Below are 21,527 nucleotides of genomic sequence, written 5' to 3' on the forward strand. Positions count from 1 at the left end.
CGACCGCGTATGACCGACGAGTACGCCGAGCGGCTCCGCGCCAACCGCCGCGAGAAGGACGAGTTTTTCGCCGAGCACCCGCAGTCGCCGATCCCGCCCGAGCACCGCGACGGGTTCGACGGGCTCGACTACTTCCCGCCGGACGAGGACTACCGCGTCGAGGCGACCGTGACGGTCCACGGCGACCCCGAGCCCGTCGAGATGGAGACCACCGCGAGCAACCCGGTCCGATACCTCAGAGTCGTCACCTTCGCGTTCGAGGTCGACGGCGAGGAGCACGCGCTCGCCGGCTACCGACAGGAGGGCGAGGACGGCGAGATATTCGTCCCGTTCCGCGACAAGACGACCGGCCAGCAGACGTACTACCAAGGCAGGTACATGGAGCTCGAACCGGAGGGAGAGCTCGCCGACGGCGACGTCGTCGTCCTCGATTTCAACCTCGCGTACAACCCCTTCTGCGCGTACAGCGAGACGTTCGCCTGTCCGCTCCCGCCCGAGGAGAACTGGCTGGAGATCGTCGTCCCGGCCGGGGAGCGCGCACCGGATATCGAGTAGTCGGGGGCTCGTCACCGCCGCGTCGCCGTCGGCGGCGACGCGGCCCACCGCACGTCGCCGCGCGGCGTTCGGTGCGCTGAAACCGCGCTCGGAGCCGACCGCTTTCGAAGGAGAGACTCGACGCTCGATGCGGAGTAGAGAAGACGAGAGAGGGTCGTTCGCGCCGCGCTACCGCTCTAACTCGACCGTCAGGTCGGTCGCGATCCACGCGTCCGTGTTCCCCTGCTCCGTGAAGACGGTTCGATCGGGCGAGCAGCGGCTCGCCGCGACGATCGGCCGTGCGTCCGTCGACTCCTCTGTGCCGTCTTCGATCCGGTCCTCGGCGCTGCGCCCGATCCGGTCCCCAGTGCTCATTACCAGTCTGTCAGAGGCACGGGTGGTTATAGGTTTCGGTCGGCCTAAACCCTCGCCGCGATCGGGGCGATCCCCGCACCGGTGCGATCGCGGCGATCCGCGCGGGGAATCGGAGCGCATTACCAGCCGGCGGCACTCCGGTGTCTCGATGACGGATTCGCTCTTCGCGCCGCTCACGCTACGCGACACCGAGCTCCGGAACCGCGTCATGCTGTCGCCGATGTGCCAGTACTCCGCGGACGACGGGTTCGCGAACGACTGGCATCGGATCCACCTCGGCTCCCGCGCGGTCGGCGGCGCCGGCGCCGTGATGACCGAGGCGACCGCGGTCGAGGAGCGCGGTCGGATCACCCCGGGCTGTCTCGGGATCTGGTCCGACGAACACGCCGACGCGATCGAGCCGATCGTCGACTTCGTCCGGTCGCAGGGCGCGACGCCCGGTATCCAGCTGGCCCACGCCGGCCGCAAGGCCTCCCACCGCCCGCCGGCCGAGGGCGGCGATCCGATCCCCGCGGACGACCCCGCGGGCTGGGAGACGATATCCGCGACCGACGAGCCGTACCCGGACGGCGACCGCTCCGAGACCGGCGAATCCGCGGCGACCCGCCGGATGGACGGTGACGACATCGCCGACGTGACCGAGTCGTTCGCCGACGCCGCGGCGCGCGCGCTCGACGCCGGCTTCGAGATCGCCGAGGTCCACGCGGCCCACGGCTACCTGCTCCACCAGTTCTGCTCGCCGGTCACCAACGACCGCGACGACGAGTACGGCGGGAGCTTCGAGGACCGGACCCGACTCCTCCGGGAGGTCGTCGCGACCGTCCGAGACGTCTGGCCCGAGGAGAAGCCCGTCTTCGTCCGGATCTCCGCGACGGACTGGCTCCCCGACCGCGACTCGTGGGATGTCGACGACTCCGTGCGGCTGGCGCCGCTGCTCGCCGAGCCCGGCGCCGACCTGATCGACGTCTCCGGCGGCGGGATCCACCCCGACCAGCGGATTCCGGGGACCGGACCGGGGTACCAGGTGCCGTACGCCGAGGCGATCCGCGAGGGAACCGACCTGCCCGTCGCCGCCGTCGGCGGGATCACGGAGCCGACCCACGCCGACGCCCTCGTCCGGAACGGTCGGGCCGACCTCGTCGCGCTCGGCCGCGAGCTGCTCCGGCACCCGTACTGGCCGCTGGAGGCCGCCCACGAGCTCGGCGCGGACGTCGAGTGGCCGGTGCAGTACCGCCGCGGCCGGTTCGACTGAGGTCGGGTTCGACCGGGTCGACTGCGATCGGTCGCGGCCGATTCGACTGAGGCCCCCTCTCACGCTCCGGGAAGACTTATTCCGCTCCCGCGAGCCGACCGCGTATGGAGTACCGACCGTTTCCCGAGGAGCGCGCCGACGAGTTCGGCGCGTTCATGCGGTACGCCTTCGCTCCCGCGGACGGCCCCTACGACCCCGACGAGGCCGACGACCACGACACGATCGCCGAGCGGCGCGGTCTCTTTAACGCGGCCGACGACACCGTCGTGGTCTGCGCGCACCACCTTTTCGCGCTGCGGATCCGCGGCGCCGACCGCGAGGTCGCCGGGCTCTCCGCGGTCGCCTCCTCGCCCGAGCACCGCCGCCGGGGACACGTCGCCCGGCTGCTCCGCGAGTCGCTCGCGGAGTACCGCGACCGCGGCGTCGACGTCTCGGTGCTGTGGCCCTTCGAGTACGCGTTCTACGCGAACTACGGCTGGGCGACCGCGAGCCGCTACCGCTATCTCACCGCGCCCCCCGAACAGCTCGGCTTCGTCGACGACCTCGTCGCGACGACGGGCGACGCGGCCGGGGCCTTCCGCCCGCTCGACGAGGGCGACTTCGCGGCGGTCGAGCCGGTGCTCGCGGCGACGGCGGACCGCTACGACCTCACCATGGACTGGACCGAGGAGTGGTGGCGCGAGCGGACCCTCTCGGGCTGGACGACCGACCCGTTCGTCTACGGCTGGGAGCGCGACGGGGACCTCCGCGGGCTCTGTCGGTACGAGTTCGACGACGACCCCGACGACGCCGGGGAGACCGTCATGCGCGTCTCCGACGCCGCCGCCGTCGACGACGAGGCGTGGTTCCAGCTGCTGCGGTTCTGCCGCAACCACGACTCGCAGGTCGCCGAGGTCCGGGTCCGAGCGCCGCCGGACGCCCCGCTGCTCGACCTCGTCGAAGACCCCCGCGCCGTCGACTGCGAGGTCCGGACCGGGCCGATGGTCCGGCTCGTCGACGTCGCCGGCGCCGTGGAGGCGCTCGACCCGGACCCCGCCGTCGAGGCGACGCTCTCGCTCGCGGTCGTCGACCCGCTCGCGGCGTGGAACGACGCGACGTTCCGGGTCGCGGTCGTCGACGGAGACGTCGCGGTCGAGCCGCTCGACGCCGCGCCCGCGAGCCCGGACGCGACCGTCGACGTCGGCGCCCTCTCGCAGCTGTACGTCGGCTACCGCTCCGTCGACGAGGCGGTCCGAGCCGGGAGACTCGCGGCCGGCGACGGGACCGACTTCGACGACGGCGTCGCCGCCGCGCTCCGCGGCCTGTTCCCGCCGCGGACGACGCACCTCCGCGAGGGGTTCTGAGTCGCCGCGTCGGCGACGTCACGCGCCGGGACGCGACCGTCAGCGCCGGCCGGGCTTTTTATCCGCGCGCCGCGTACTCGGTGGTATGAGTTCCCGCGACGATCGACGCGACGACGAGCTCGAGGAGCGGCTCGACGAGCTCGAAGACGTCCTGACCGAGCTGCGGCGCGACCTCGGGGAGAGCGAGCGGGACCGACGGGGGCCGCCGCGACCGCCCCGCCTCTCCGAGCTACTCCGGTTCACCGAGCAGTACACGATCCCGACGGTCATCGCGCTCCTGGAGACGACGATCAAGTCGCTCGAACTGCTCCGGGGGACGCTCCGGCTCGCCGACCCCGGCCGGAGCCTCGCCGACGAGTCCGGCGCGACTGCCGACCGCCTCGCCGACGTCCGCGACGGCGCGAGCGCCGGCCTCGCCCGGTCGCTCTCGGAGCTTCGGACCGCGCTTTCGGAGGCCGACCTCCCGGAGGAGGCCGCCTCGCGCTCGATCATCACCGACGCCCGCGACCTCACCGCCGAGATCGAGTCGCGGATCGAGGAGGGCCGTCGGGAGGCCGACGCCGCGCGGCGACCCGGGCGGGACGACGACCGCCGGAAGGACCGCGGGGCGGGCGGCCCCGAGTCCGACGCCCGAGACGGTGGCCGCGCCCGCGACGACGACTCCCCCGGCCGGGACCGCGGCGTTCGGATCGACGTGACCGACCCCGACGCGGAGCCCGAAGCGAGCCGGGCCGACGAGGAGACGGAGGACGACCCGGCGCCCGAGGTCGACGTCGAGTCCGAGCTTGAGTCGATCAAGCGACAGATCGACGGCGACGAGGCGGACGACGCCGACGCCGTTGCCGAGGCGGACGCGAGCGATGACGCGGGTGCCGGTTCGGACGCCGGCGACCCGGCCGACGCCGACGGCTCCACCGATGACGACCGGGACGACGCGGCCGAGGAGGGCGACGGAGACGGCCGCGACGCGAACTGACCCGCTCGCCTCCCGCGCCGCTCTCGCCGTTCGTTTTTAAAAGTCCACGCCGAGCCGGTCGGCGACGCGCTCCGCGGAGTCGACGAGCAGGGCGTCGTCGTCGGTGAACACCTCCAGCGCGACGGTGCCGTCGAACTCGTCGAGTTCGGCCGCGACGGCCCCGTAGTCCACCTCGCCGGCGCCGACCGGGAGGTGGGTGTCGCCGCGGCGGCGCACGTCGTGACAGTGGAGGTGCGAGACCCGGTCGCCGTGGGCGCGGAGGAACCGCGTTATCGCCCTGTTGTCGCCCTCCATGTACGCGTGTCCCACGTCGAAGCAGATCGGGGTGTCAGTCTCCCGGGCGATGTCGCCGAGGACGGAGAGCTGGAGCCCCGCGTGCTGGTGGCCGACGTTCTCGACGACGACCTCGACGCCCGCCTCGCGGCCGGCGTCGGCGACCCGTCGGAGCTGGTCGGCGGCCGTCTGCCGGAACTCGATGTCGTCGCGGTCGGCCGACGTCGCGTGGAGCACCGCCTTCTCCGCGCCGAGGTCGCCGGCCGCCTCCAGGAGGCGCCGCTGGTAGTCGACGATGGCGTCGTTGACCTCGGGGACGTAGCTGGCCAGTCGCTGGCTGTACGGGAGGTGGACGAGCAGGTCGCGGCCGGCGAGCGCGTCGGTCAGCCGCCCCCGGTCGATCTCTCCCGGGACGAGCGTCGGCTCGCCGACCCCGAGCTCGCAGAAGTCGAACCGCGACGGCGACGCCGCGAGCCGGTCGAGGTCGTCGCCGACGGTGAGACCGATCTCCATGTCGGCGGTGGGTGCGGCGGCGATTTATAAGTAGTGGCGCTGGCGGTGCGGCCGGCGGTGTCGCCGGGGCGGTCGCGGATCGATCCCCGCCTCAGTCGCCGAGGCGGTCGCGGATCGATCCCCTCCTCAGTCGTCGAGCGGGTTCTCGACGTCGATCTCGCCGGAATCGATCTCTGCTTCGACCTCGCGAACCGCGGTCACCATGTTCTCCATCTTGCCGTACGCGATCTCCCGGGGCAGGAGCTTCAGCCCGCAGTCGGGCGAGATCGTGAGCTTCTCCGGCGGGACGACGCGGAGCCCCTGCCGGACGTTCTCCTTGATCTCCTCGACGGACTCGATCTCGGCCGTGTGCGCGTCGACGACGCCGAGCGCGAGGTCGGGCTCGAACTCGGGGTCAGTGAACGTCGGGATCTGCTCGAAGTCGCCGTTACACAGCTCGACGTCGAACTCGTCGATCGGGTAGTCGTTGATCTCGGGGTAGATCCGCGAGTAGTCGCCGTAACAGACGTGGAGCCCGATGCGGACCTCCTCGTCGATACCCGAGACGATCCGCTCTAAGGCCTCGCCGACGATGGCGTGGTCCTCCGGCGTCGTCGCCAGCGCGGGCTCATCGATCTGGATGTAGCGCGCGCCCGCCTCGACCAGCTTCTCGACCTCTTCGTTGACGAGGTCGGCGAGGTCGTAGACGAGCTCCTCGGTGGAGGGGTACGCCTCGTTGAACGCCCAGAAGCCGAGCGTGTACGGCCCCGTGATGGGGACCTTGACGGGGCGCTCGGCGACGTTCGAGGTGAAGTCGAACTCGTCGACGAGCCACGGCTCGTCGTACTCGACCTCCTCGACGACCGACGGCTTGTCGAAGTAGTTGTGACCCCACACCTTCACGGGGCCGTTGAACTCGTAGCCGTCGATGCGGTCGGCGAAGAACTCCACCATCTCGTTGCGGCGCATCTCGCCGTCGACGACCGTGTCGAGCCCGGCGCGCTCGTGCTCGTGCGTGATGAGCCGACAGGCGTCGTCGTGGGCCTCCTCGAGGTCCGCGGCGTCGAACTTCGAGTCCGGGTCGTCGACGAGCTCGTCCGCCCGGTTCAGCCACTTCGGCTTCGGGTACGAGCCGACGACGGTCGTCAGCAGGAACGCGTCGTTCGGGTGGTCGTTCGGGCGGAACTGTTCGCGGTTGGCGTCTGGGTTTCGGACCATTAGTCGAGCACCTCCGCGGCGGCGGCGAGCGCGTTCAGCTTCGCGCGGTACTTGTTGGCGGGCAGGTAGAACAGCTCCGTATTAGGGGTGAGGTAGGTCCGGTCGAACCCCTCGGCGGGGATCTGCGACTCGAACCACTCGACCCGCTCCGCGACCGTCTCCGGCTCCTCGACGAGCGTGTTCTGCCCGTCGACGAGCCCGAGCGCGAGCGAGTCGGTGGAGCCGAACTCCTGGACGTTGTACACCGTGTCGTCGCGGTCGCCGGCGACGAGGTCGAGCCCGAGCGCGTCGGCGCCGGCCTCGTCGACGAGGTGCGCGTACAGCTTCTCGCCGAGCGCGCCGTACGAGGTCTGTACCACGACGTCCGCGTCGGTCGCGTCGGCGACCGTCGCGATGGCGTCCGTCGCGGTCGACTCCGCTCCCTCGGCGGGCGGGTTCGTCACCAGCGACGGTTCGAGGAGGAACAGCGTCTCGTGGGCGGGGAACGCCTCGACCTCGCCAGCGAGGAACTCGGCGATCGCGGCCTGGAACGCCGCCTCGTCGCCGTAGTGCTCGTCGCTCGCGAGGTCGGCCAGCGAGTACGGACCCGGCAGCGTCGCGGCGAGGGGCGCCTCGCCGTCGATCAGGTCGGCCGCGGACTCCAGCTCGCGCGCCACGTCGCCGGAGAAGTCGAGGTCGGCGACCACGCGGGGGTCGCGGTAGAAGTTGTTGTTGTCGTAGTACCGCACGATACCGCCGGTCTCGACGCCGTCGTGCACCGTCAGCGGGTGCGCGATCATGTCGTCCCAGCGGCCCTGCCCCTCGACGACCCGGTCGAGGCCGGCGTCCAGCTGGTCGTCGACGAACTCCGCGCGGACCTCGTCGTACTGCTCGACGATCGCCTCGCTCTCGTCGCCGCTCAGTAGGTCGCCCTTCTGGTGACCCTTGAGGTCCGAGAGCGTCTCTTTCGCCCAGTCCGGGAGCGGGTACAGTCCCGGCGTGGCCGCGACACGTTCAGTCATCACCAGTGGTTCGATATGCCGCCGTATAATATTTGCTAATGCGTATTATGCCCGGTAGTTATTAGCGGCGGTCGGCCGAACGGTTAAGCCGACGGTCGGGGATCGGTACCCATGACCGTCGTCTCCCTGTTCCCCTCCGCGACCGAGCTGGCGGCCGCGCTCGGCGCGACGCCCGCCGCGGTCTCGCATCAGTGCGACCGCCCGCCCGCGGTCGAGGACCGGCCGACGCTCACCGGGCTCGTCCGCGACCTCGACGCCGACCCCGCCGACCTCGACCGAGTCGCCGCCCACGACGACACCTACTACCTCGACGGCGACCGACTCGCCGCGGCCGACCCGGACGCGGTCCTCACGCAGGGCGTCTGCGCGGTGTGCGCGCTCGACGCCGGGCTCGCGCGCCGCGCGGTGGAGCGGCTCGACCTCGACGCGGCGGTGCTCGACGTCCACGCCGACGACCTCGCCGATGTCCTCGCGAACGTCGAGCGGGTCGGCGAGGCCGTCGGCCGTCCGGCGGCCGCGGCCGCGCTCCGCGACGACCTCGACGCCCGGATCGACGCCGTCGCCGGCGCGGTCCCCCGGGCCGACGCGACCGCCTCGGCCAGCACGACCCCGTCGACCGCCTCCCGCCCCCGCGTCGCCGTCCTCGACTGGACCGACCCGCTGCGCCACGCCGGGCTCTGGGTCCCCGACCTGATACGGATCGCCGGCGGGGAGGCCGGGCCCGTCGCGGCCGGAGAACGGTCGCGGAAGATCGGGCTCGACGAACTGCGCGCCTTCGACCCGGAGGTCGTCGTGATCGGTCCCTGTAGCGCCGACGTCGGCGAGGCCCGGCGCGCGGCCGCCGACCTGCTGGAGCGCGAGTCGATCGGCGACGTGACGGCGGTGCGCGACGGGCGGGTGTACGCGATGGACGGCACCGCCTACCTGAACCGCCACAGCCACCGCGTCGTCGACACGCTGGAGGCGCTGGCGGCCGTGATCCACCCGGACCGATTCGGGGAGTACGGCGAGAAGGTGCGGCGCGTCGGCTCGGGTGCCGTCGGGAACTCGACGAGCGGCTAGCGCGGCTTATTCCCGTCGGTCGAGCCGCAGCACGGAGAGCGTCTCGAACGGGAACGACTCCTCGACGGCGACCTCGTGGTCGAAGCCGGCGTCGTCGATCAGCCCGAGCACCTCCTCGTAGCCGGTCAGCGAGGAGACGAGCAGCAGGACGACGCCGCCGGGCGCGAGGACGCGCCCCACGTCGTCGAGGAACGGCTCGATCAGCTCCCGCCCCGACTCGCCCCCGGAGAGCGCGTGCTCCATCCAGTCGCCCCACTCGTTGTCGGGGTCGGTCGGGAGGTACGGGGGATTGAAACAGACGGTGTCGAAGCCGTCCGCGCGGAACGGGGCACAGAGATCGGCGACGACGGCCTCGACGCCGCGTTTGCGGGCCTCACGCGCCGCGTGCGGGTTGAGGTCGGTGCCGACCACGTCCAGGTCGCGCTCCGCGGCGATCCGCGCCGCGACCCAGCCGGAGCCGGTGCCGACCTCCAGCACGCGGCCGCGAGCGGCCTCGACCGCGGCCTCGGCGAGGAGGCCGGAGTCCTCGGCGGGCTGGTAGACGACGGCGTCGTCGACGCCGCGCCGCGCGGCGAGGTCGGGCCCGGGATCGGAGTCCCCGTCCGGCACGCTCCCGTCGCTCACTCGTCTGCCCCCTCGGCGGCGTTGCCGGACCCGGCACTCGCGTCGTCGCCTCCGTCACTCGACCCGTCGGCCGGCTCGCCGCCGTCGCTTCGGTTGCCGCCACCTCGGGTCGCCGCCCGCCCCTCGACCGACGCGTCGAGCTGCGGGCCGGACGCGCTCTCTTCCCGGGCGGAGAGCGTCTGCTGCGGGAACGGGATGACGATCCCCTCGGCCTCCAGCGCGGACTTGATCGCGCCCATCGCGGCCGTCTGGGTGCGCCAGCGCTTCCGCATGCTCGGGTTCCGGATCCAGTACCGGGCGCCGAAGACGACCGCCGAGTCGTCGAACCGCTTCGTCACGGCATCCGGCTCGGGCATCGCGGCGATGTCGTCGACGCCGGCGATCGCCTCCTCGATCACCGCCGCCGCGCGCTCGAGGTCGGTCGCGTAGTCGACGCCGACCTCGACCTCGATCCGCAGGCGGTTCCGGCGCGACCGGTCGATTATCGAGCCCGACCGCACGTCGTCGTTCGGCAGCGTGACCATCTCGCCGTCGAAGGACCGGAGGCGCGTGCTCATGATCGAGATCTCGGTGACCGTCCCCTCGTGGTCCCCGACCTCGACCCAGTCGCCGACCTCGAAGGGGCGGGAGAACATGAGCACGAACCCGGCGAGCACCGCGCCGAGCGTCTGGCGGGCGGCCATCCCGACCACGATCCCCAGAAACCCCGCGCCGACGAGGAGCCCGCCGACGTTGTCCGTGAACAGGCCGACCACGACGAGCAGCGCGAGGGTGTACACCGTCAGCTGCGTGAGCCGCCGGACCACCTCCTCTTGATGGTCGGTGAGGACGGTGCTGTCGGCGGAGATCTCGCGGATGACGCCGCCGAGGAAGTCGGTGACGGCGTAGGCGCTCGCCAGCAGCACCACCGCGATCACGACGTTCGACAGCTGGTCCGTGATCGCGGCCGCCTCGAACGCGTCGAGGAGCGCGCCGCTGCGGTCCCACACCGCGAGCAGCGAGATCGCGCCGACGGCGGTGGCGGCGCCGACCGACGCCGAGAGCAGCAGGCGCTGGGTCGAGGTGAGCTCGCCGTCGCGCCGCTTCGCCCACGCGGTGAGCAGCCGCACGCCGAAGACGGCCGCGATGATGAGGACGGAGGCGAGAGTGCGCTTGACGTTCTCGGTCAGGGCGTCGTACACGCCCCCCGCCGGACCGGCGGCGTCGCCGCCGGCGGTCAGCAGTTCCGGGAGGGTCGCGGCGGAGAGCGGGCTGACGGAGAGCGGGCCGACGGAGAGCGGGTCAACGGGAAGCGAGCCGACCGCCAGGACGGCGTCTACGAGCGCCATCCCCGCGATCACACCTCGGTCGGCGCGCCGTGCTCGCGGGCCAGCTCCGCCAGCGCGGCGAACGCGCTCGGCTCCAGCGTCCCGGGTCGCCGGCGGAGCAGCTCCTCGTCGGCGGCCTCGACGACCGCGTCCGGGTCGTCCAGCCCGGAGATGTGGCCGGTGTTCCGGATCGCGTTCCGCACTGTCTTGCGCCGCTGGGTGAACAGCGCCTTCACGAACCGGAGGAAGAACGCCTCGTCGCCGACCGCGTAGTCGGGGTCCCGGGGCGTACACCGGACCACGGCGCTCTCGACCGCGGGCTGCGGGTCGAACGCCTCCTTCGGGACGCGCTCGACGATCTCGACGGCGGCGTAATGCTGCGCCGAGACGGAGAGCCGGCCGTACTCGGACTCGCCCGCGGACGCCACCATCCGGTCGGCGAACTCTGCCTGGAACATCAACACGAGCGGCTTCCTCTCGGGGAGCAGTCGGAAGGCGATCTCGGAGGAGACGCCGTACGGGAGGTTGGCGACGCAGGCGGTGAACGGCGGGAGCTCCACGTCGAGCGCGTCGCCCTCGATCACGTCGAGGCGACCGTCGTCGACCGCGGTCGCGAACTCCTCGCGGAGGAAGTCGGCGAAGGTCCCGTCGCGCTCGACGACGGAGAGGCGGCCGGGAGCGTTGCCGTCGCGGTCGGCGCGGTCGCCGTCGCCGACACGGTCACCGTCAGCCGCGACCGCCGCCGCCAGCAGTCGGTCGGTGAGCGCGCCGGCGCCTCCGCCGATCTCCAGCAGGTGGCTCGCGTCCGCGTCGTCCGGAAGGTACCCCGGGATTCGGTCGAGGACGCGGTCGTCGACGAGGAAATGCTGGTCGCGGTCGGGGTTCGCGCGCTCCCCGGCGCGCCGCGCGAGGGCGTCGGGGTCGCGGTCCCCGTACGCCGCGCCCTCACCCGTCGATAGGTCGGTCATGGCCGCGATAGGCCGGCGCTCCGGGTAAAAGTCCCGTTTCGAGGCTCACTCCTCGCGCCCGGCGAACGTCCGGTACTTCAGGTCGTCCTCGCGGACCTCCTCGACGACGCGTTCGACGATCACCTCCCGCGGGCGGTGGAGCCCCGAGACGCGCTCGGACACCTCGTCGAAGCTCTCGAAGGGACCGCGCTTGCGCTCGTCGAGGACGTTGTTCCGGAGCTGCTTGCCCACCCCCGGAAGGAGGTTGAGCTGGTGGAGCCGGAGCGTGATCGGTCCGGCCTCGTTGTAGAAGTCGACGAAGCGCTCCTCGTCGGACTCGACGATCGCCTCGACGGCGTACTCCACCTCCGCGGCCGCGTTCCTGGTGAGGTCGTCGTACGACACCTCGCGGTACCGGCCGACTGCCGGGCCGTCGAGCGCGACCCGGTCGCTCACGGAGACGTCGGTGTCGTCGTCGACCGAGAGCTCGTACAGGCGGAACGAGTCGGTCCCGAGGCCGTACGCGATAGGGGACTTCCGCGACGGGGGCCGGTCGTCGTCCGGCCGCCCGTTCGGCAACACGTCCAGCAGGACGGCGGCGGGACCGTCGTCGGCGTCCGCCGCGTCGGGCGCGTCGGCGTCGGGATCGCTCATACACGTTTTACGGCGCCGAACGGTGAAAAAACCGCTGCCGCGTCGGGCTATCGCGAGAACTCGATCGCGGCGCCCTGCCCGAAGCCGACGCAGAGGGTCGCGAGTCCGCGGTCGGCGTCGCGCTTCTCCATCTCGTGGAGCAGCGTGACGGGGAGCCGTGCGCCGGAGGCGCCGAGCGGGTGCCCGATGGCGATGGCGCCGCCGTTGACGTTGTACCGCTCCTCGTCGACGCCGAGCTCGCGCCGGGAGTACTCGCACTGCGAGGCGAACGCCTCGTTGAGCTCGACCAGGTCGTAGTCGTCGATGGTCGTCCCGGCGCGGTCGAGCAGGCCCCGCGTCGCGGGCACCGGACCGATCCCCATCACGGTCGGGTCGACGCCGGCGACGTTGTTCGTGCCGACCTCCGCGAGCACGTCGAGCCCGTGGTCCTCGGCGAACGCCTTGCTCGTCACCAGCGTCAGCGACGCGCCGTCGGAGATCTGCGAGGAGTTCCCCGCGGTCACCGTCCCGTCGCCGGTGAACGCGGGCGAGAGATCGGCGAGCTTCTCGGCCGTCGTGTCCGGGCGGATCCCCTCGTCCGCCTCGACGAGTCCGTTGTCCGTCTCGACCGGAACGATCTCGTCGTCGAACCGGCCCGAGTCGGTCGCCTCGGCCGCCCGCTGGTGGCTCCGGGCGGCGTACTCGTCTTGCGCCTCGCGGCTCACACCGTACTCCTCGGCCACCTTCTCGGCGGTCATCCCCATCTGGAGCTGAAAGACGTTGTACTGCTCCGACAGCTCGGGGTGCAGGTGCTGGTAGGAGTCGCCGTCCATCGGGACGCGGCTCATGTTCTCGACGCCGCCGGCGACGACGCAGTCGCGATTCCCGGCGGCGATCGCGTCCGACGCCGAGATGATCGCCTGCATCGAGGAGGCGCACCAGCGGTTGATCGAGGTGGCGGGCACCGACTCGCCGAGCTCCGAGAGGAGCGCGATGACGCGGGCGACGTTGTTGTCCTGCTCGGTGCGCTGCTGGGCGACGCCCCACATCAGGTCGTCGACGTGGTCGCTCGTTAACCCCGTCTCGTCGAGCGTGTGGTCGATGAGCGTCGTCGAGAGGTCCTCGCTCCGGACGTCTTCGTAGACGCCTCCGTCTCTCCCCTGCGGCGTCCGATATGCGGCGGCGATCACCGGCGTGGTCTCATCTGTCATGAACGATCACAGACCGGTAACGCTCTTAAATGGTCATGGAACCGGCGGAAATATACCCGGAGTTTACGGTTTATCGCATCTGTTGATATTTGAACACATTCAGCACGACCGATAACCGAACGCCGCCGACCGAACTCGACAGAGCCTTTTTTACTTACGTTCGCAAGTAGTTACCATGGTAACTGACGCGATCGTCGAGTCGGTCGAAAGCCGCCGGGACCGGCTCACCGACCTCGCGCTGGACATCTGGGATCACCCGCAAACCGCCTTCGAGGAGACGTACGCCGCCGGTCGACTCGTCGAAGCACTGGAAGAGCGAGGGTTCGACGTCGACGTCGGCGTCGGCGGTATCGAGACCGCCTTCGTCGCCCGGTACGGCGACGGCGACCCGGTCGTCGGAACGATGGGCGAGTACGACGCGCTCCCGGGGCTCTCCCAGCGCGTGAGCGCGACCCGCGAGCCGGTCGAACGGGGCGGGAACGGCCACGGCTGCGGACACAACCTCTTCGGCGTCGGATCGCTCGGGGCCGCCGTCGGGGTCGCCGACCTGATCGACGAGGGGGTCGACGGAACCGTGGTGTACGTCGGAACCCCCGCGGAGGAGGCCGGCGCCGGAAAGACGTACCTGACCCGCGCGGGCGCGTTCGACGACGTCGACGCGGTCGTCTCGTGGCACCCGGGGTGGTTCAACGCGCCCACGAAGGCGTCGTGTCTCGCGGTCGACGCCTTCGAGGTGACCATGGAGGGGACCTCCTCGCACGCCGCCGCCGCGCCGGAGGCCGGGCGAAGCGCGCTCGACGGGATCCAACTGCTCAACACCGGCGTCGAGTACATGCGCGAACACGTCCCCGACCCCGTCCGGCTCCACTACGTGATCACCAACGGCGGCGACGCCCCCAACGTCGTTCCGCCGGACGCGACCGCGGAGTACCTCGTCCGCGCGCCGAGCCGCGACCTCGTCGAGTCGGTGACCGAGCGGTTCCGCCGCGCCGCCGAGGGCGCCGCCCTGATGGCCGACGTCGACGTCGAGATAACGAAGACGAGCGGGGTGTACGGCGTGCGAGCGAACGAGACGCTCGGCGACGCCATCTACGAGACGATGGCCGACATCGGCTCCTTCTCGGTCTCGGACGAGGCGCTCGCGTCGGACCTGCGCGACTCGCTCGGGGACGTCTCCGACGCGCTCGAGGAGCTCCCGCCGGAGGTCCGGGACCGCGCGGCGGACCGGTCGTACTTCACCGAGCCGATCGAGGCGCCCGACGCCGGGGAGGTCGGGGCCTACTCGACGGACTCCGGCGACGTGAGCCAAGTCGTGCCGCTCGGTCGGATGCGCACCGCGACGTGGCCGGTCGGCACGCCGGCGCACTCGTGGCAGGCGGTCGCCGCCAGCGGCTCGACCGGCGTGGACGGCATGCTGTACGCCGCGAAGTCGATCGGCGGAACGCTGGGCCGACTGCTCACGGACCCCGAGCTCCTCGCCGACGTCGTCGACGAGTTCGAGCGGCAGGGCGGCGCCGACGAGTACGAGTCGCCGATGCCGGACGACGCGGATCCGTACGAACTGCTCGGCGTCGAGCGACCGACGTTCGATCCGAGCGACGGCTCCGCCGGCGACTCCTCGGGCGCGGAGGCTGCCGACGACGACTGAGCCGCGTTCAACGGCCCCGAGTTACTCCGAGAGGAGCGGCTCGCCGGTCATCTCCGCGGGGCGGTCGAGCCCGATCAGGTCCACGAGCGTCGGGGCGATGTCGCACAGCGACCCGCCCTCGCGGACCGCGCGCCCGCCGTCGTCGCCGTCGGGGGTCAGGTAGACGAACGGGACCGGGTTGAATGTGTGGGCGGTGTGGGGGTCCTCGGGCGTCCCCATGTCGTCGGCGTTGCCGTGGTCGGCCGTCACGACTGCGTGCCCGCCCGCGTCGGCGACCGCGTCGAGGAGCCGGTCGAGCCCCGCGTCGACCGCCTCGACCGCCTCGACGGCGGCGTCGAAGTCGCCGGTGTGGCCCACCATGTCCGGGTTCGCGTAGTTGAGGACCATCAGGTCGGGGTCATCCTCGTCGATGATCGCGATCGCCTCGTCGGTGAGCTCCGGCGCCGACATCTCCGGCTGCAGGTCGTACGTTGGAACGTCCGGGCTCTCGACGATCTCTCGGAGTTCGCCCTCGAACGCCACCTCGCGTCCGCCGTTGAGGAAGTAGGTGACGTGCGGGTACTTCTCCGACTCGGCGATCCGGAGCTGCGTGCGCCCCGCGTCGGCGACGACCTCGCCGATCGTGTTCTCGGGGATCTCCGGCGGGAACGCGACCGGGAACTCGAACGTCTCGTCGTACTCGGTCGCCGTCGTCATCCGGACGTCGGGCTGGTCGACCTCGGACCCCCACTCGGGCCGGGTGTCCGTGAGCAGCCGGACGAGCTGGCGGGCGCGGTCCGCCCGGAAGTTGAAGAAGATCACGGCGTCGCCGTCGGCGAGCGCGGGCTCCTCGTCGACGAGCGTCGGCTCGATGAACTCGTCGGTCACGCCGCGCGCGTGCGCCTCGGTCGCGGCCTCGACCGCCGTCTCGGCCCGGTGGGGCGCCTCGCGCTCGACGATCGCGTCGTACGCCTTCCTCGTCCGCCCCCAGTTCTCGTCGCGGTCCATCGCGTGGTACCGGCCCGTGACGGTCGCGACGCGGCCGGTCCCCCGCTCCTCGGCCTTCGCCTCCACCTCGGCGAGGAAGCGGTCGGCGATCTCCGGGGCCGTGTCGCGGCCGTCGGTGAACGCGTGGGTCGTCGCCGGCACTCCCGCGTCGGCCGCCGCGTCGATCAGCGCGAGCAGGTGCTCGACGTCCGAGTGGACGCCGCCGTCGGAGACGAGGCCCATGAGATGCACCCGCCCGCCGGTCGACTTCGCGTGTTCCAGCGCCCCCGCGATGGCGTCGTTGTCCGAGAGCGACCCCTCGGCGAGCGCGTCCGTGATCCGGGTGTACGCTTGCTTGACGACCCGCCCCGCGCCGATGTTCAAGTGGCCGACCTCCGAGTTCCCCATCTGCCCCTCGGGGAGCCCTACGCGCCGCCCGTGGACGACGAGTCGCCCGTCCGCGCCCCGCTCGCTCGCGTCGTCGAACGCCGGGGTGTCGGCGGCCGCGACCGCGTCTCGGCCGGCCGGTCGCCCCGAGGGATCGACCGTCTCGCCGTCCTCGCCGTCGCCGCCTCCCGCGCCGCTCCCGAGTCCCCAGCCGTCGAGGACGATGAGTGCCGTCTCCATACCCCCCGTTCCGCTCCGCGGGGTAACTACCCTTCGCTCCGGGCGAACTCCCGGCGGCGACCGGCCGGCGGCGACGGTTCGGCGGCGACTGTTCCGTGGCGATCGCCCGTCGGCGACAACGTGGCCGCGGGGAACGACCCCCGGGAGGCGACCCGGTCGGGTCGCCCTCCGTAAGTCAGCCTTTTACGCTCTCGACGCTAACTATACGTTAATGGACTCCGCGGTACTGCTCGATCTCCTCGGGAACGAGAACCGGCGGCGCATCCTCCGGCTGCTCGCCACCAAGCCCTGCTACGTCACGGAGATCTCGGAGTACCTCGACGTGAGCCCGAAGGCCGTCATCGACCACCTGCGGAAGCTGGAGGAGGCGGGCCTGATCGAGTCGACGACGGACGACCAACGCCGGAAGTACTTCCGGATCACCCGCAGCCTCAGACTGGAGGTGAGCGTCTCCCCGTACGGGTTCGGCGCGAAGAGCGCGTACCCCGCCAAGAACAGCCTCGACATGTCCGGCCGGTGTCCCCACCTCACCATCGAGGCGCCCGACGGGTCTGGCGCGTCGAACGACATCGGCGACCTCGCGGGGGAGTACGCCCGCCTTCAGGACCTCGACCGCGAGCTCTCGCTGGCCCAGCGGTGGGTGCAGGGGCGGGTCGAGGACACGCTCGCGAAGATCGACGAGCGGCTCGGCACCGAGGCCGACAGCCGATTCTACGCCGCGATCCTCGCCGCGGTGATCGAGACGGACGGCACGCCCGCGGCCGTGGCCGAGGAGGTCGGCGCCCGCGAGGAGACCGTCGACGACGCGCTCGGGCGCCTCGCCGACGTCGGCGTCCTCGCCCGCGAGGCCGCCGGCGACGACGACCGGTACCGAGTCCGGTAGCGGGTCGGCGTTTCGGGCTCTCCCTGCACGTCCGGCCGCTTCCGGAACCTTTTGAACCGCGCCCGGAGGAGGGGGCGTGTGAGCCGAGCACGGGACCTCGCGCTGTTCCTCGTCCTCGCCGCCGTCTGGGGGTCCGCGTTCATGGCGATCAAGGCCGGATTGGCGTACTTCCCGCCGGTGCTGTTCGCCGCGCTCAGGTACGACATCGCCGGCGTCGTCATGCTCGCGTACGCCGCGTACGCCGTCGACGACCCGGTCCCTCGCGGGCGAGACGAGTGGGCCGTCGTCGCTGTCGGCGCGACGCTGATCATCGCCGGCTACCACGCGTTCCTCTTCGTCGGCGAGAGCGACCCCGCCGTGACGAGCGCCGTCGCGGCCGTGATCGTCAGCCTCTCGCCCGTGCTGACGACCGTCTTCGCCCGCGCCTTCCTCCCGTCCGAGCGGCTGACCGTCGTCGGGGTGATCGGCCTCCTCGTCGGCCTCGTCGGCGCGGTCGTGCTGGCCGCGCCCGACCCCGCGAACCTGACCGGCGGCGGCACGGTCGCGAAGTTCCTCGTGTTGCTCGCGGCGGCCTCGTTCGCACTCGGATCGGTGCTCACCCGGGCGTCGGACGCCGACCTCCCGATCGAGACGATGGAGGCGTGGTCGATGCTCGCGGGCGCGCTGTTGATGCACCTGCTGTCGGTCGGGCTCGGCGAGTCGGTCGCCGACGTCGCGTGGACGAGGGAGGGCGTACTGGCGCTGGCGTACCTGTCGGTCGCCGCCAGCGGGCTCGGCTTCCTCATCTACTTCGACCTGCTCGACCGGCTCGGACCGATCGAGATCAACCTCGTCTCCTACGTCGCCCCGATCTTCGCCGCGCTCGCCGGGTGGGTGTTCCTGAGCGAGGGGATCACGGTCAACACGGTCGCCGGCTTCCTGATCATCTGCGTCGGGTTCGCCCTCGTGAAGCGGGCGGCGCTGCGGTCGGCGCTCCGCGAGTACGGGATCGCCGCGTGAGGTCGCGCTCCCGGCCGCTCTCCCGCCCGCCGCCGGGGGATGCGAACAGCCCTCACACTCGGCGATCCTTTTAGGCGTTCCCACGAGACGGGCCGCCATGTTCCCCGAGACGATCGAGACGGACCGGTTGCGACTGGAGCCCCGACGGCCCGAGAACGTCGACCTCGACGCCTGTTACCGGATCTGCTCGTCTGACCCCGCGATCGACGAGGTGACCGAACACGTCACGTGGGACCCCCACGAGACGAAGAAGGAGACACGCGAGTTCCTCGAACGCGGCCGCGAGCGCTGGGAAGACCACGAGGCCGCGAGCTACGTCATCCGCCCCCGCGAGGGCGAGGAGGGCGCCGGCGATATCGCCGGCTTCGGCGGCTTCTCCGTCGACTGGGAGCGGCGAACCGCCGAGCTCGGGACGTGGCTCCGCAAGCGGTTCTGGGGGCGCGGCTACTCGGGCGAGCGCGCCGCGGCGCTCGTCGAGGTCGCCTTCGACGACCTCGACCTGGAGGTCGTCGCCGTGAGCCACCACCCCGACAACGACAACTCGCGGCGGGCGATCGAGAAGTACATCGAGCGCCTCGGCGGCCGCCGCGAGGGCCGCCTGCGGAACACCCTCACCTTCCTCGACGGGAGCGTCCACGACGAAGTCCGTTACACGATCTCACAGGCGGAGTGGCGCGAGGCGACGAGCTGACGCGCATCCGTTGTTTCGGCGCCTGAAACGAGTTTTTTACTTGCTCATCGCGAGCCAACAAACACTTACCACGGCCGAAACGACTGCGGGTGCATGTCAGTCACCGACCGAACGAGCGGGACGAGCGGAATCGTCGGCGGGGCGGCCGCGGGCGCCGCCGCCTACGTCCTCGGCTACCTGTTCGCGTACGTCACGCAGGGGAGCGCGATAGAGGACCAGCTGGCGGGGTTCAACGTCTTCGCCGACCTGTTCGGCGGCGATCCCATTCCGACGTGGAAGGCGGTCGGGTGGGTGTTCTACAACGGCCACTTCGCCGACACCCGAGTACCGTCGCTGGTCGGCGGCTCGCAGATGACGAACATCATCTCGCAGGCCGACGGCGGCTCGCTGACGCTGCTGTTCGTCGTTCCGCCCGTCCTGCTGGTCGTCGCCGGACTCGTCGCGAGCCGGATCGCTGGGGCGACGGAGCCGGTCGACGGCGCGCAGGCCGGCGCGTCCGTCCTCGTCGGGTACCTCCCGCTGGCCGTGATCGGCGCGTTCCTCTTCCGGCATGCGGTCCGAGAGGCGACGATCGCCCCCGACCTCCTCACGGCCGTGCTGCTCGCGGGCGCGGTATACCCGGCGGCGTTCGGCGCGATCGGCGGCGCGGGCGCGACGCTGCTGAGCGACTGAGAGAGTCGAAAGAGCGGTCGGTCGTTTTCTCGGCGTTCAGTAGTCGCCCTCGTCGGGCTCGACGCGGTCGCCGTACTCCCGGACGGGATCGACCGGCCGGCCCTCGTCGGTCTCCGGCGCGACGTAGTCAATGAACGACTCGACGTCGGGCTCGCGGACGCGGACGTCGACGTCGATCTCGCCGAGCTCGTCCGGCTCGCCGACGGCGAAGTTGACGACCCCCTCGAACGCGGCCTGCTTCTTCAGCGAGAAGGCGAACCCCTCGTCGGTGCTGTTGCGCAGGAACACCCGGCGGGCCGTGTCGAGGATCTCCTGCTCGTGGAGCACGTCGGAGAAGGCGTCGAGGGTGTGCGCCTCGGCGACGAGACTGCCGTCCTCGTGGACCGGCTCCGCGTCCGGGAACACGTTCCGGACCGCGTCGAAGACCCGGTCGGTCACCTCCGTGTCGCGGACCGGGACCTCGATCCGCACGTCGACGCTGTAGATCACGCGCCGTCACCTCCGGCGTTCGCGGTCGCCGTCGACTCCGCGCTCGCTTCCTCGCCCGACTCGCCGGCGACGCCGAGCGCCTCGCGGACGCGACTCCGGAACTCGTCGAGCGTCCCCGTGTTGTCGATCTCGACGTCGGCGCGGTCGAGCGTCTCGCCGAGGCCGAGTTCGATCTCTCTCGCGTCGCGCTCGCGGAGGGCCTCGAGGTCGGAGTCGGAGTCGTCTCGTCCCCTGTCGTCGAGGCGCTCGGCGCGCACCTCGAAGGGGGCTCGGACCGCCACGAGCGTGAAGTCGTCGCCGAACGCCTCGCGGAAGCGCTCCAGCTCGACGGTGGAGCGCAGCCCGTCGACGAGGACGGCGTCGCGGTCGCTCTCGGCGGCGGCCTCGCGGATCAGCGGGAGCGTGCGGGCGGCGATGGCGTCGTCGCCCTCCTCCTCGCGGAGCGCCCGCGCGATCCGGCCGTGGTGCTCGGCGGGGTCAAGCCCGCGGCGGCGGCACTCCGTCCGGATCACGTCGCCCATGACGACGACCGGGATCCCAGCCGCCTCGGCCACGTTCGCCGCCTCCCCCTTCCCGCTTCCGGGGAGCCCGACGGTTCCGATAACGTTCATTGACGCGGAGTAGTCTCGTGTCGGACTTAGGTCTGCTGTTGGCGCCGCCCGCCGGCGCGAACCGTCGGCGTTTTTTATATCGGGCGGTAGAGGAAGATGTGAGGGCACATAGCTCAGCTCGGATAGAGCGTCGGACTTCTAATCCGACGGTCGTGGGTTCGAATCCCACTGTGCCCGTACAGCGAGAAGCGGAGCGACGAGCGAACCGGCACGCAGGGGATTCGAACCCTGGGAGTCGCGCGCAGCGAGCGAAGCGAGGTGCGAACGGAGTGAGCACCTCGGTAAGCGAGCAGCGGAGGCGCGAGCAGCGAGCGAGCACGTCTGATATCGGTTCGAATCCCACTGTGCCCGTTCCTCACTTCGTTCGTCACGGGCACAGTGTACGCCCCCTCGCTCCCGTCGGTCGCCCGCGGGAGTCCCACTGTGCCCGTACCCCGCTTCAGTGAAACCGCCTCCCGTTACGCCCGTGAGAGACACGCTGAGGGCCTCCAAAACGGCGTTTCCGATCAAGCGTGTCGCTGCGCGCGACCGCGGTCCCGTTCGGGTCGCGCTCACGCGTACTCCGCCGGAAGGCGGTCGGACCGCCGACGCAGACGCGCAGGACGTCGATATCGACGCTCGCACCGTCGCCGACCGCGCGCCGCTCCGCGGTCGTAACGTAACCGCTACCGGTATCTAAAAACAGTTTTGTGG

General features: G+C 71.3%; 23 protein-coding genes and 1 tRNA gene. 12 read left to right on the forward strand and 12 right to left on the reverse strand.

The features are described 5' to 3' along the window. The first annotated feature begins 9 nt into the window (after positions 1-9). Positions 10-555 carry a DUF1684 domain-containing protein gene (locus DJ74_RS11725; RefSeq protein WP_094525712.1) on the forward strand — a complete coding sequence of 182 codons (546 nt, stop codon included), beginning with the start codon at positions 10-12 and terminating at the stop codon, positions 553-555. Positions 556-723: 168 nt separating this feature from the next. On the opposite strand, the gene DJ74_RS11730 is transcribed toward DJ74_RS11725, so the two are convergent. Continuing rightward, positions 724-909, reverse strand: coding sequence for a hypothetical protein (locus DJ74_RS11730; protein WP_094525714.1), 186 nt, complete (start codon positions 907-909; stop codon positions 724-726). Between the two features lie 148 nt (positions 910-1,057). Here DJ74_RS11730 and DJ74_RS11735 point away from each other — a divergent pair, with 148 nt between their 5' ends. The 3 genes from DJ74_RS11735 to DJ74_RS11745 all read left to right on the forward strand — a co-directional run bounded on the left by DJ74_RS11735 (position 1,058) and on the right by DJ74_RS11745 (position 4,480). Continuing rightward, on the forward strand, positions 1,058-2,161 hold the full coding sequence (locus tag DJ74_RS11735; RefSeq protein ID WP_094527358.1) for an NADH:flavin oxidoreductase/NADH oxidase: 1,104 nt from the start codon (positions 1,058-1,060) through the stop codon (positions 2,159-2,161). 104 nt (positions 2,162-2,265) lie between these two features. Then, positions 2,266-3,504 carry an enhanced intracellular survival protein Eis gene (gene eis, locus DJ74_RS11740; protein WP_094527359.1) on the forward strand — a complete coding sequence of 413 codons (1,239 nt, stop codon included), beginning with the start codon at positions 2,266-2,268 and terminating at the stop codon, positions 3,502-3,504. Positions 3,505-3,589: 85 nt separating this feature from the next. Then, on the forward strand, positions 3,590-4,480 hold the full coding sequence (locus tag DJ74_RS11745; protein WP_094527360.1) for a hypothetical protein: 891 nt from the start codon (positions 3,590-3,592) through the stop codon (positions 4,478-4,480). 36 nt (positions 4,481-4,516) lie between these two features. Here DJ74_RS11745 and DJ74_RS11750 read toward each other — a convergent pair whose 3' ends face one another. The 3 genes from DJ74_RS11750 to DJ74_RS11760 form a co-directional block, all read right to left on the reverse strand. Then, complete coding sequence (locus DJ74_RS11750; protein ID WP_094527361.1) at positions 4,517-5,266, reverse strand: sugar phosphate isomerase/epimerase; 750 nt, start codon at positions 5,264-5,266, stop codon at positions 4,517-4,519. A 126-nt stretch (positions 5,267-5,392) separates the two neighbouring features. After that, positions 5,393-6,463 carry a methionine synthase gene (locus tag DJ74_RS11755; RefSeq protein ID WP_094527362.1) on the reverse strand — a complete coding sequence of 357 codons (1,071 nt, stop codon included), beginning with the start codon at positions 6,461-6,463 and terminating at the stop codon, positions 5,393-5,395. After that, positions 6,463-7,464: a 5-methyltetrahydropteroyltriglutamate--homocysteine methyltransferase gene (locus tag DJ74_RS11760; RefSeq protein WP_094527363.1), complete on the reverse strand. Its 1,002-nt coding sequence runs from the start codon at positions 7,462-7,464 to the stop codon at positions 6,463-6,465. Before DJ74_RS11760 ends, DJ74_RS11755 begins: the two co-directional genes overlap by 1 nt. Positions 7,465-7,575: 111 nt before the next feature. Here DJ74_RS11760 and DJ74_RS11765 point away from each other — a divergent pair, with 111 nt between their 5' ends. Then, positions 7,576-8,526: an ABC transporter substrate-binding protein gene (locus DJ74_RS11765; protein WP_094527364.1), complete on the forward strand. Its 951-nt coding sequence runs from the start codon at positions 7,576-7,578 to the stop codon at positions 8,524-8,526. 6 nt (positions 8,527-8,532) lie between these two features. On the opposite strand, the gene DJ74_RS11770 is transcribed toward DJ74_RS11765, so the two are convergent. From DJ74_RS11770 to DJ74_RS11790, 5 genes are read right to left on the reverse strand one after another with little or no spacing between them, the layout of a single operon-like run. Then, positions 8,533-9,150, reverse strand: coding sequence for a HemK2/MTQ2 family protein methyltransferase (locus DJ74_RS11770; RefSeq protein WP_094525725.1), 618 nt, complete (start codon positions 9,148-9,150; stop codon positions 8,533-8,535). Next, a complete protein-coding gene (locus DJ74_RS11775) occupies positions 9,147-10,478 on the reverse strand; it encodes a mechanosensitive ion channel family protein (RefSeq protein ID WP_094527365.1) in 1,332 nt (443 codons plus the stop codon). The genes DJ74_RS11770 and DJ74_RS11775 overlap by 4 nt, the downstream gene beginning before the upstream one ends. Before the next feature lie 8 nt (positions 10,479-10,486). Continuing rightward, a complete protein-coding gene (locus tag DJ74_RS11780; RefSeq protein WP_094527366.1) occupies positions 10,487-11,425 on the reverse strand; it encodes a 16S ribosomal RNA methyltransferase A in 939 nt (312 codons plus the stop codon). Between the two features lie 45 nt (positions 11,426-11,470). Continuing rightward, on the reverse strand, positions 11,471-12,058 hold the full coding sequence (locus tag DJ74_RS11785; protein WP_094525728.1) for a DUF655 domain-containing protein: 588 nt from the start codon (positions 12,056-12,058) through the stop codon (positions 11,471-11,473). A gap of 47 nt (positions 12,059-12,105) precedes the next feature. After that, positions 12,106-13,248: a thiolase family protein gene (locus DJ74_RS11790; protein WP_094527367.1), complete on the reverse strand. Its 1,143-nt coding sequence runs from the start codon at positions 13,246-13,248 to the stop codon at positions 12,106-12,108. A 175-nt stretch (positions 13,249-13,423) separates the two neighbouring features. Here DJ74_RS11790 and DJ74_RS11795 point away from each other — a divergent pair, with 175 nt between their 5' ends. Continuing rightward, positions 13,424-14,896 carry an amidohydrolase gene (locus DJ74_RS11795; RefSeq protein ID WP_094527368.1) on the forward strand — a complete coding sequence of 491 codons (1,473 nt, stop codon included), beginning with the start codon at positions 13,424-13,426 and terminating at the stop codon, positions 14,894-14,896. A gap of 21 nt (positions 14,897-14,917) precedes the next feature. On the opposite strand, the gene gpmI is transcribed toward DJ74_RS11795, so the two are convergent. Then, entirely contained in the window at positions 14,918-16,489 is a 1,572-nt protein-coding gene (gene gpmI / locus DJ74_RS11800; protein ID WP_094527369.1) for a 2,3-bisphosphoglycerate-independent phosphoglycerate mutase, read from the reverse strand. 211 nt (positions 16,490-16,700) lie between these two features. Between gpmI and DJ74_RS11805 the strand changes: the two genes are divergently transcribed. The 4 genes from DJ74_RS11805 to DJ74_RS11820 all read left to right on the forward strand — a co-directional run bounded on the left by DJ74_RS11805 (position 16,701) and on the right by DJ74_RS11820 (position 19,734). Continuing rightward, a complete protein-coding gene (locus tag DJ74_RS11805) occupies positions 16,701-17,372 on the forward strand; it encodes an ArsR family transcriptional regulator (RefSeq protein ID WP_094525732.1) in 672 nt (223 codons plus the stop codon). A gap of 78 nt (positions 17,373-17,450) precedes the next feature. Beyond that, positions 17,451-18,371, forward strand: coding sequence for a DMT family transporter (locus DJ74_RS11810; protein ID WP_094527370.1), 921 nt, complete (start codon positions 17,451-17,453; stop codon positions 18,369-18,371). Positions 18,372-18,468: 97 nt separating this feature from the next. Continuing rightward, entirely contained in the window at positions 18,469-19,062 is a 594-nt protein-coding gene (locus tag DJ74_RS11815; RefSeq protein WP_094527371.1) for a GNAT family N-acetyltransferase, read from the forward strand. Positions 19,063-19,155: 93 nt separating this feature from the next. Then, a complete protein-coding gene (locus tag DJ74_RS11820; RefSeq protein WP_094527372.1) occupies positions 19,156-19,734 on the forward strand; it encodes a transporter in 579 nt (192 codons plus the stop codon). 36 nt (positions 19,735-19,770) lie between these two features. Here DJ74_RS11820 and DJ74_RS11825 read toward each other — a convergent pair whose 3' ends face one another. Together DJ74_RS11825 and DJ74_RS11830 are read right to left on the reverse strand one after the other, a co-directional pair. After that, positions 19,771-20,223, reverse strand: a complete 453-nt coding sequence (locus DJ74_RS11825; RefSeq protein WP_094525736.1) for an RNA-binding domain-containing protein — start codon at positions 20,221-20,223, stop codon at positions 19,771-19,773. Then, positions 20,220-20,834, reverse strand: a complete 615-nt coding sequence (locus tag DJ74_RS11830; RefSeq protein ID WP_094527373.1) for an AAA family ATPase — start codon at positions 20,832-20,834, stop codon at positions 20,220-20,222. The genes DJ74_RS11825 and DJ74_RS11830 overlap by 4 nt, the downstream gene beginning before the upstream one ends. Positions 20,835-20,936: 102 nt before the next feature. On the opposite strand from DJ74_RS11830, the gene DJ74_RS11835 reads away from it, so the two are divergent. Both DJ74_RS11835 and DJ74_RS18780 read left to right on the forward strand, forming a co-directional pair. Then, positions 20,937-21,011, forward strand: a tRNA-Arg gene (locus DJ74_RS11835). 289 nt (positions 21,012-21,300) lie between these two features. Beyond that, complete coding sequence (locus DJ74_RS18780) at positions 21,301-21,513, forward strand: hypothetical protein (RefSeq protein WP_141212703.1); 213 nt, start codon at positions 21,301-21,303, stop codon at positions 21,511-21,513. The last annotated feature ends 14 nt before the right edge of the window (positions 21,514-21,527 follow it).

This window comes from Halorubrum sp. Ea8, assembly GCF_002252925.1.
Classification (GTDB): domain Archaea; phylum Halobacteriota; class Halobacteria; order Halobacteriales; family Haloferacaceae; genus Halorubrum.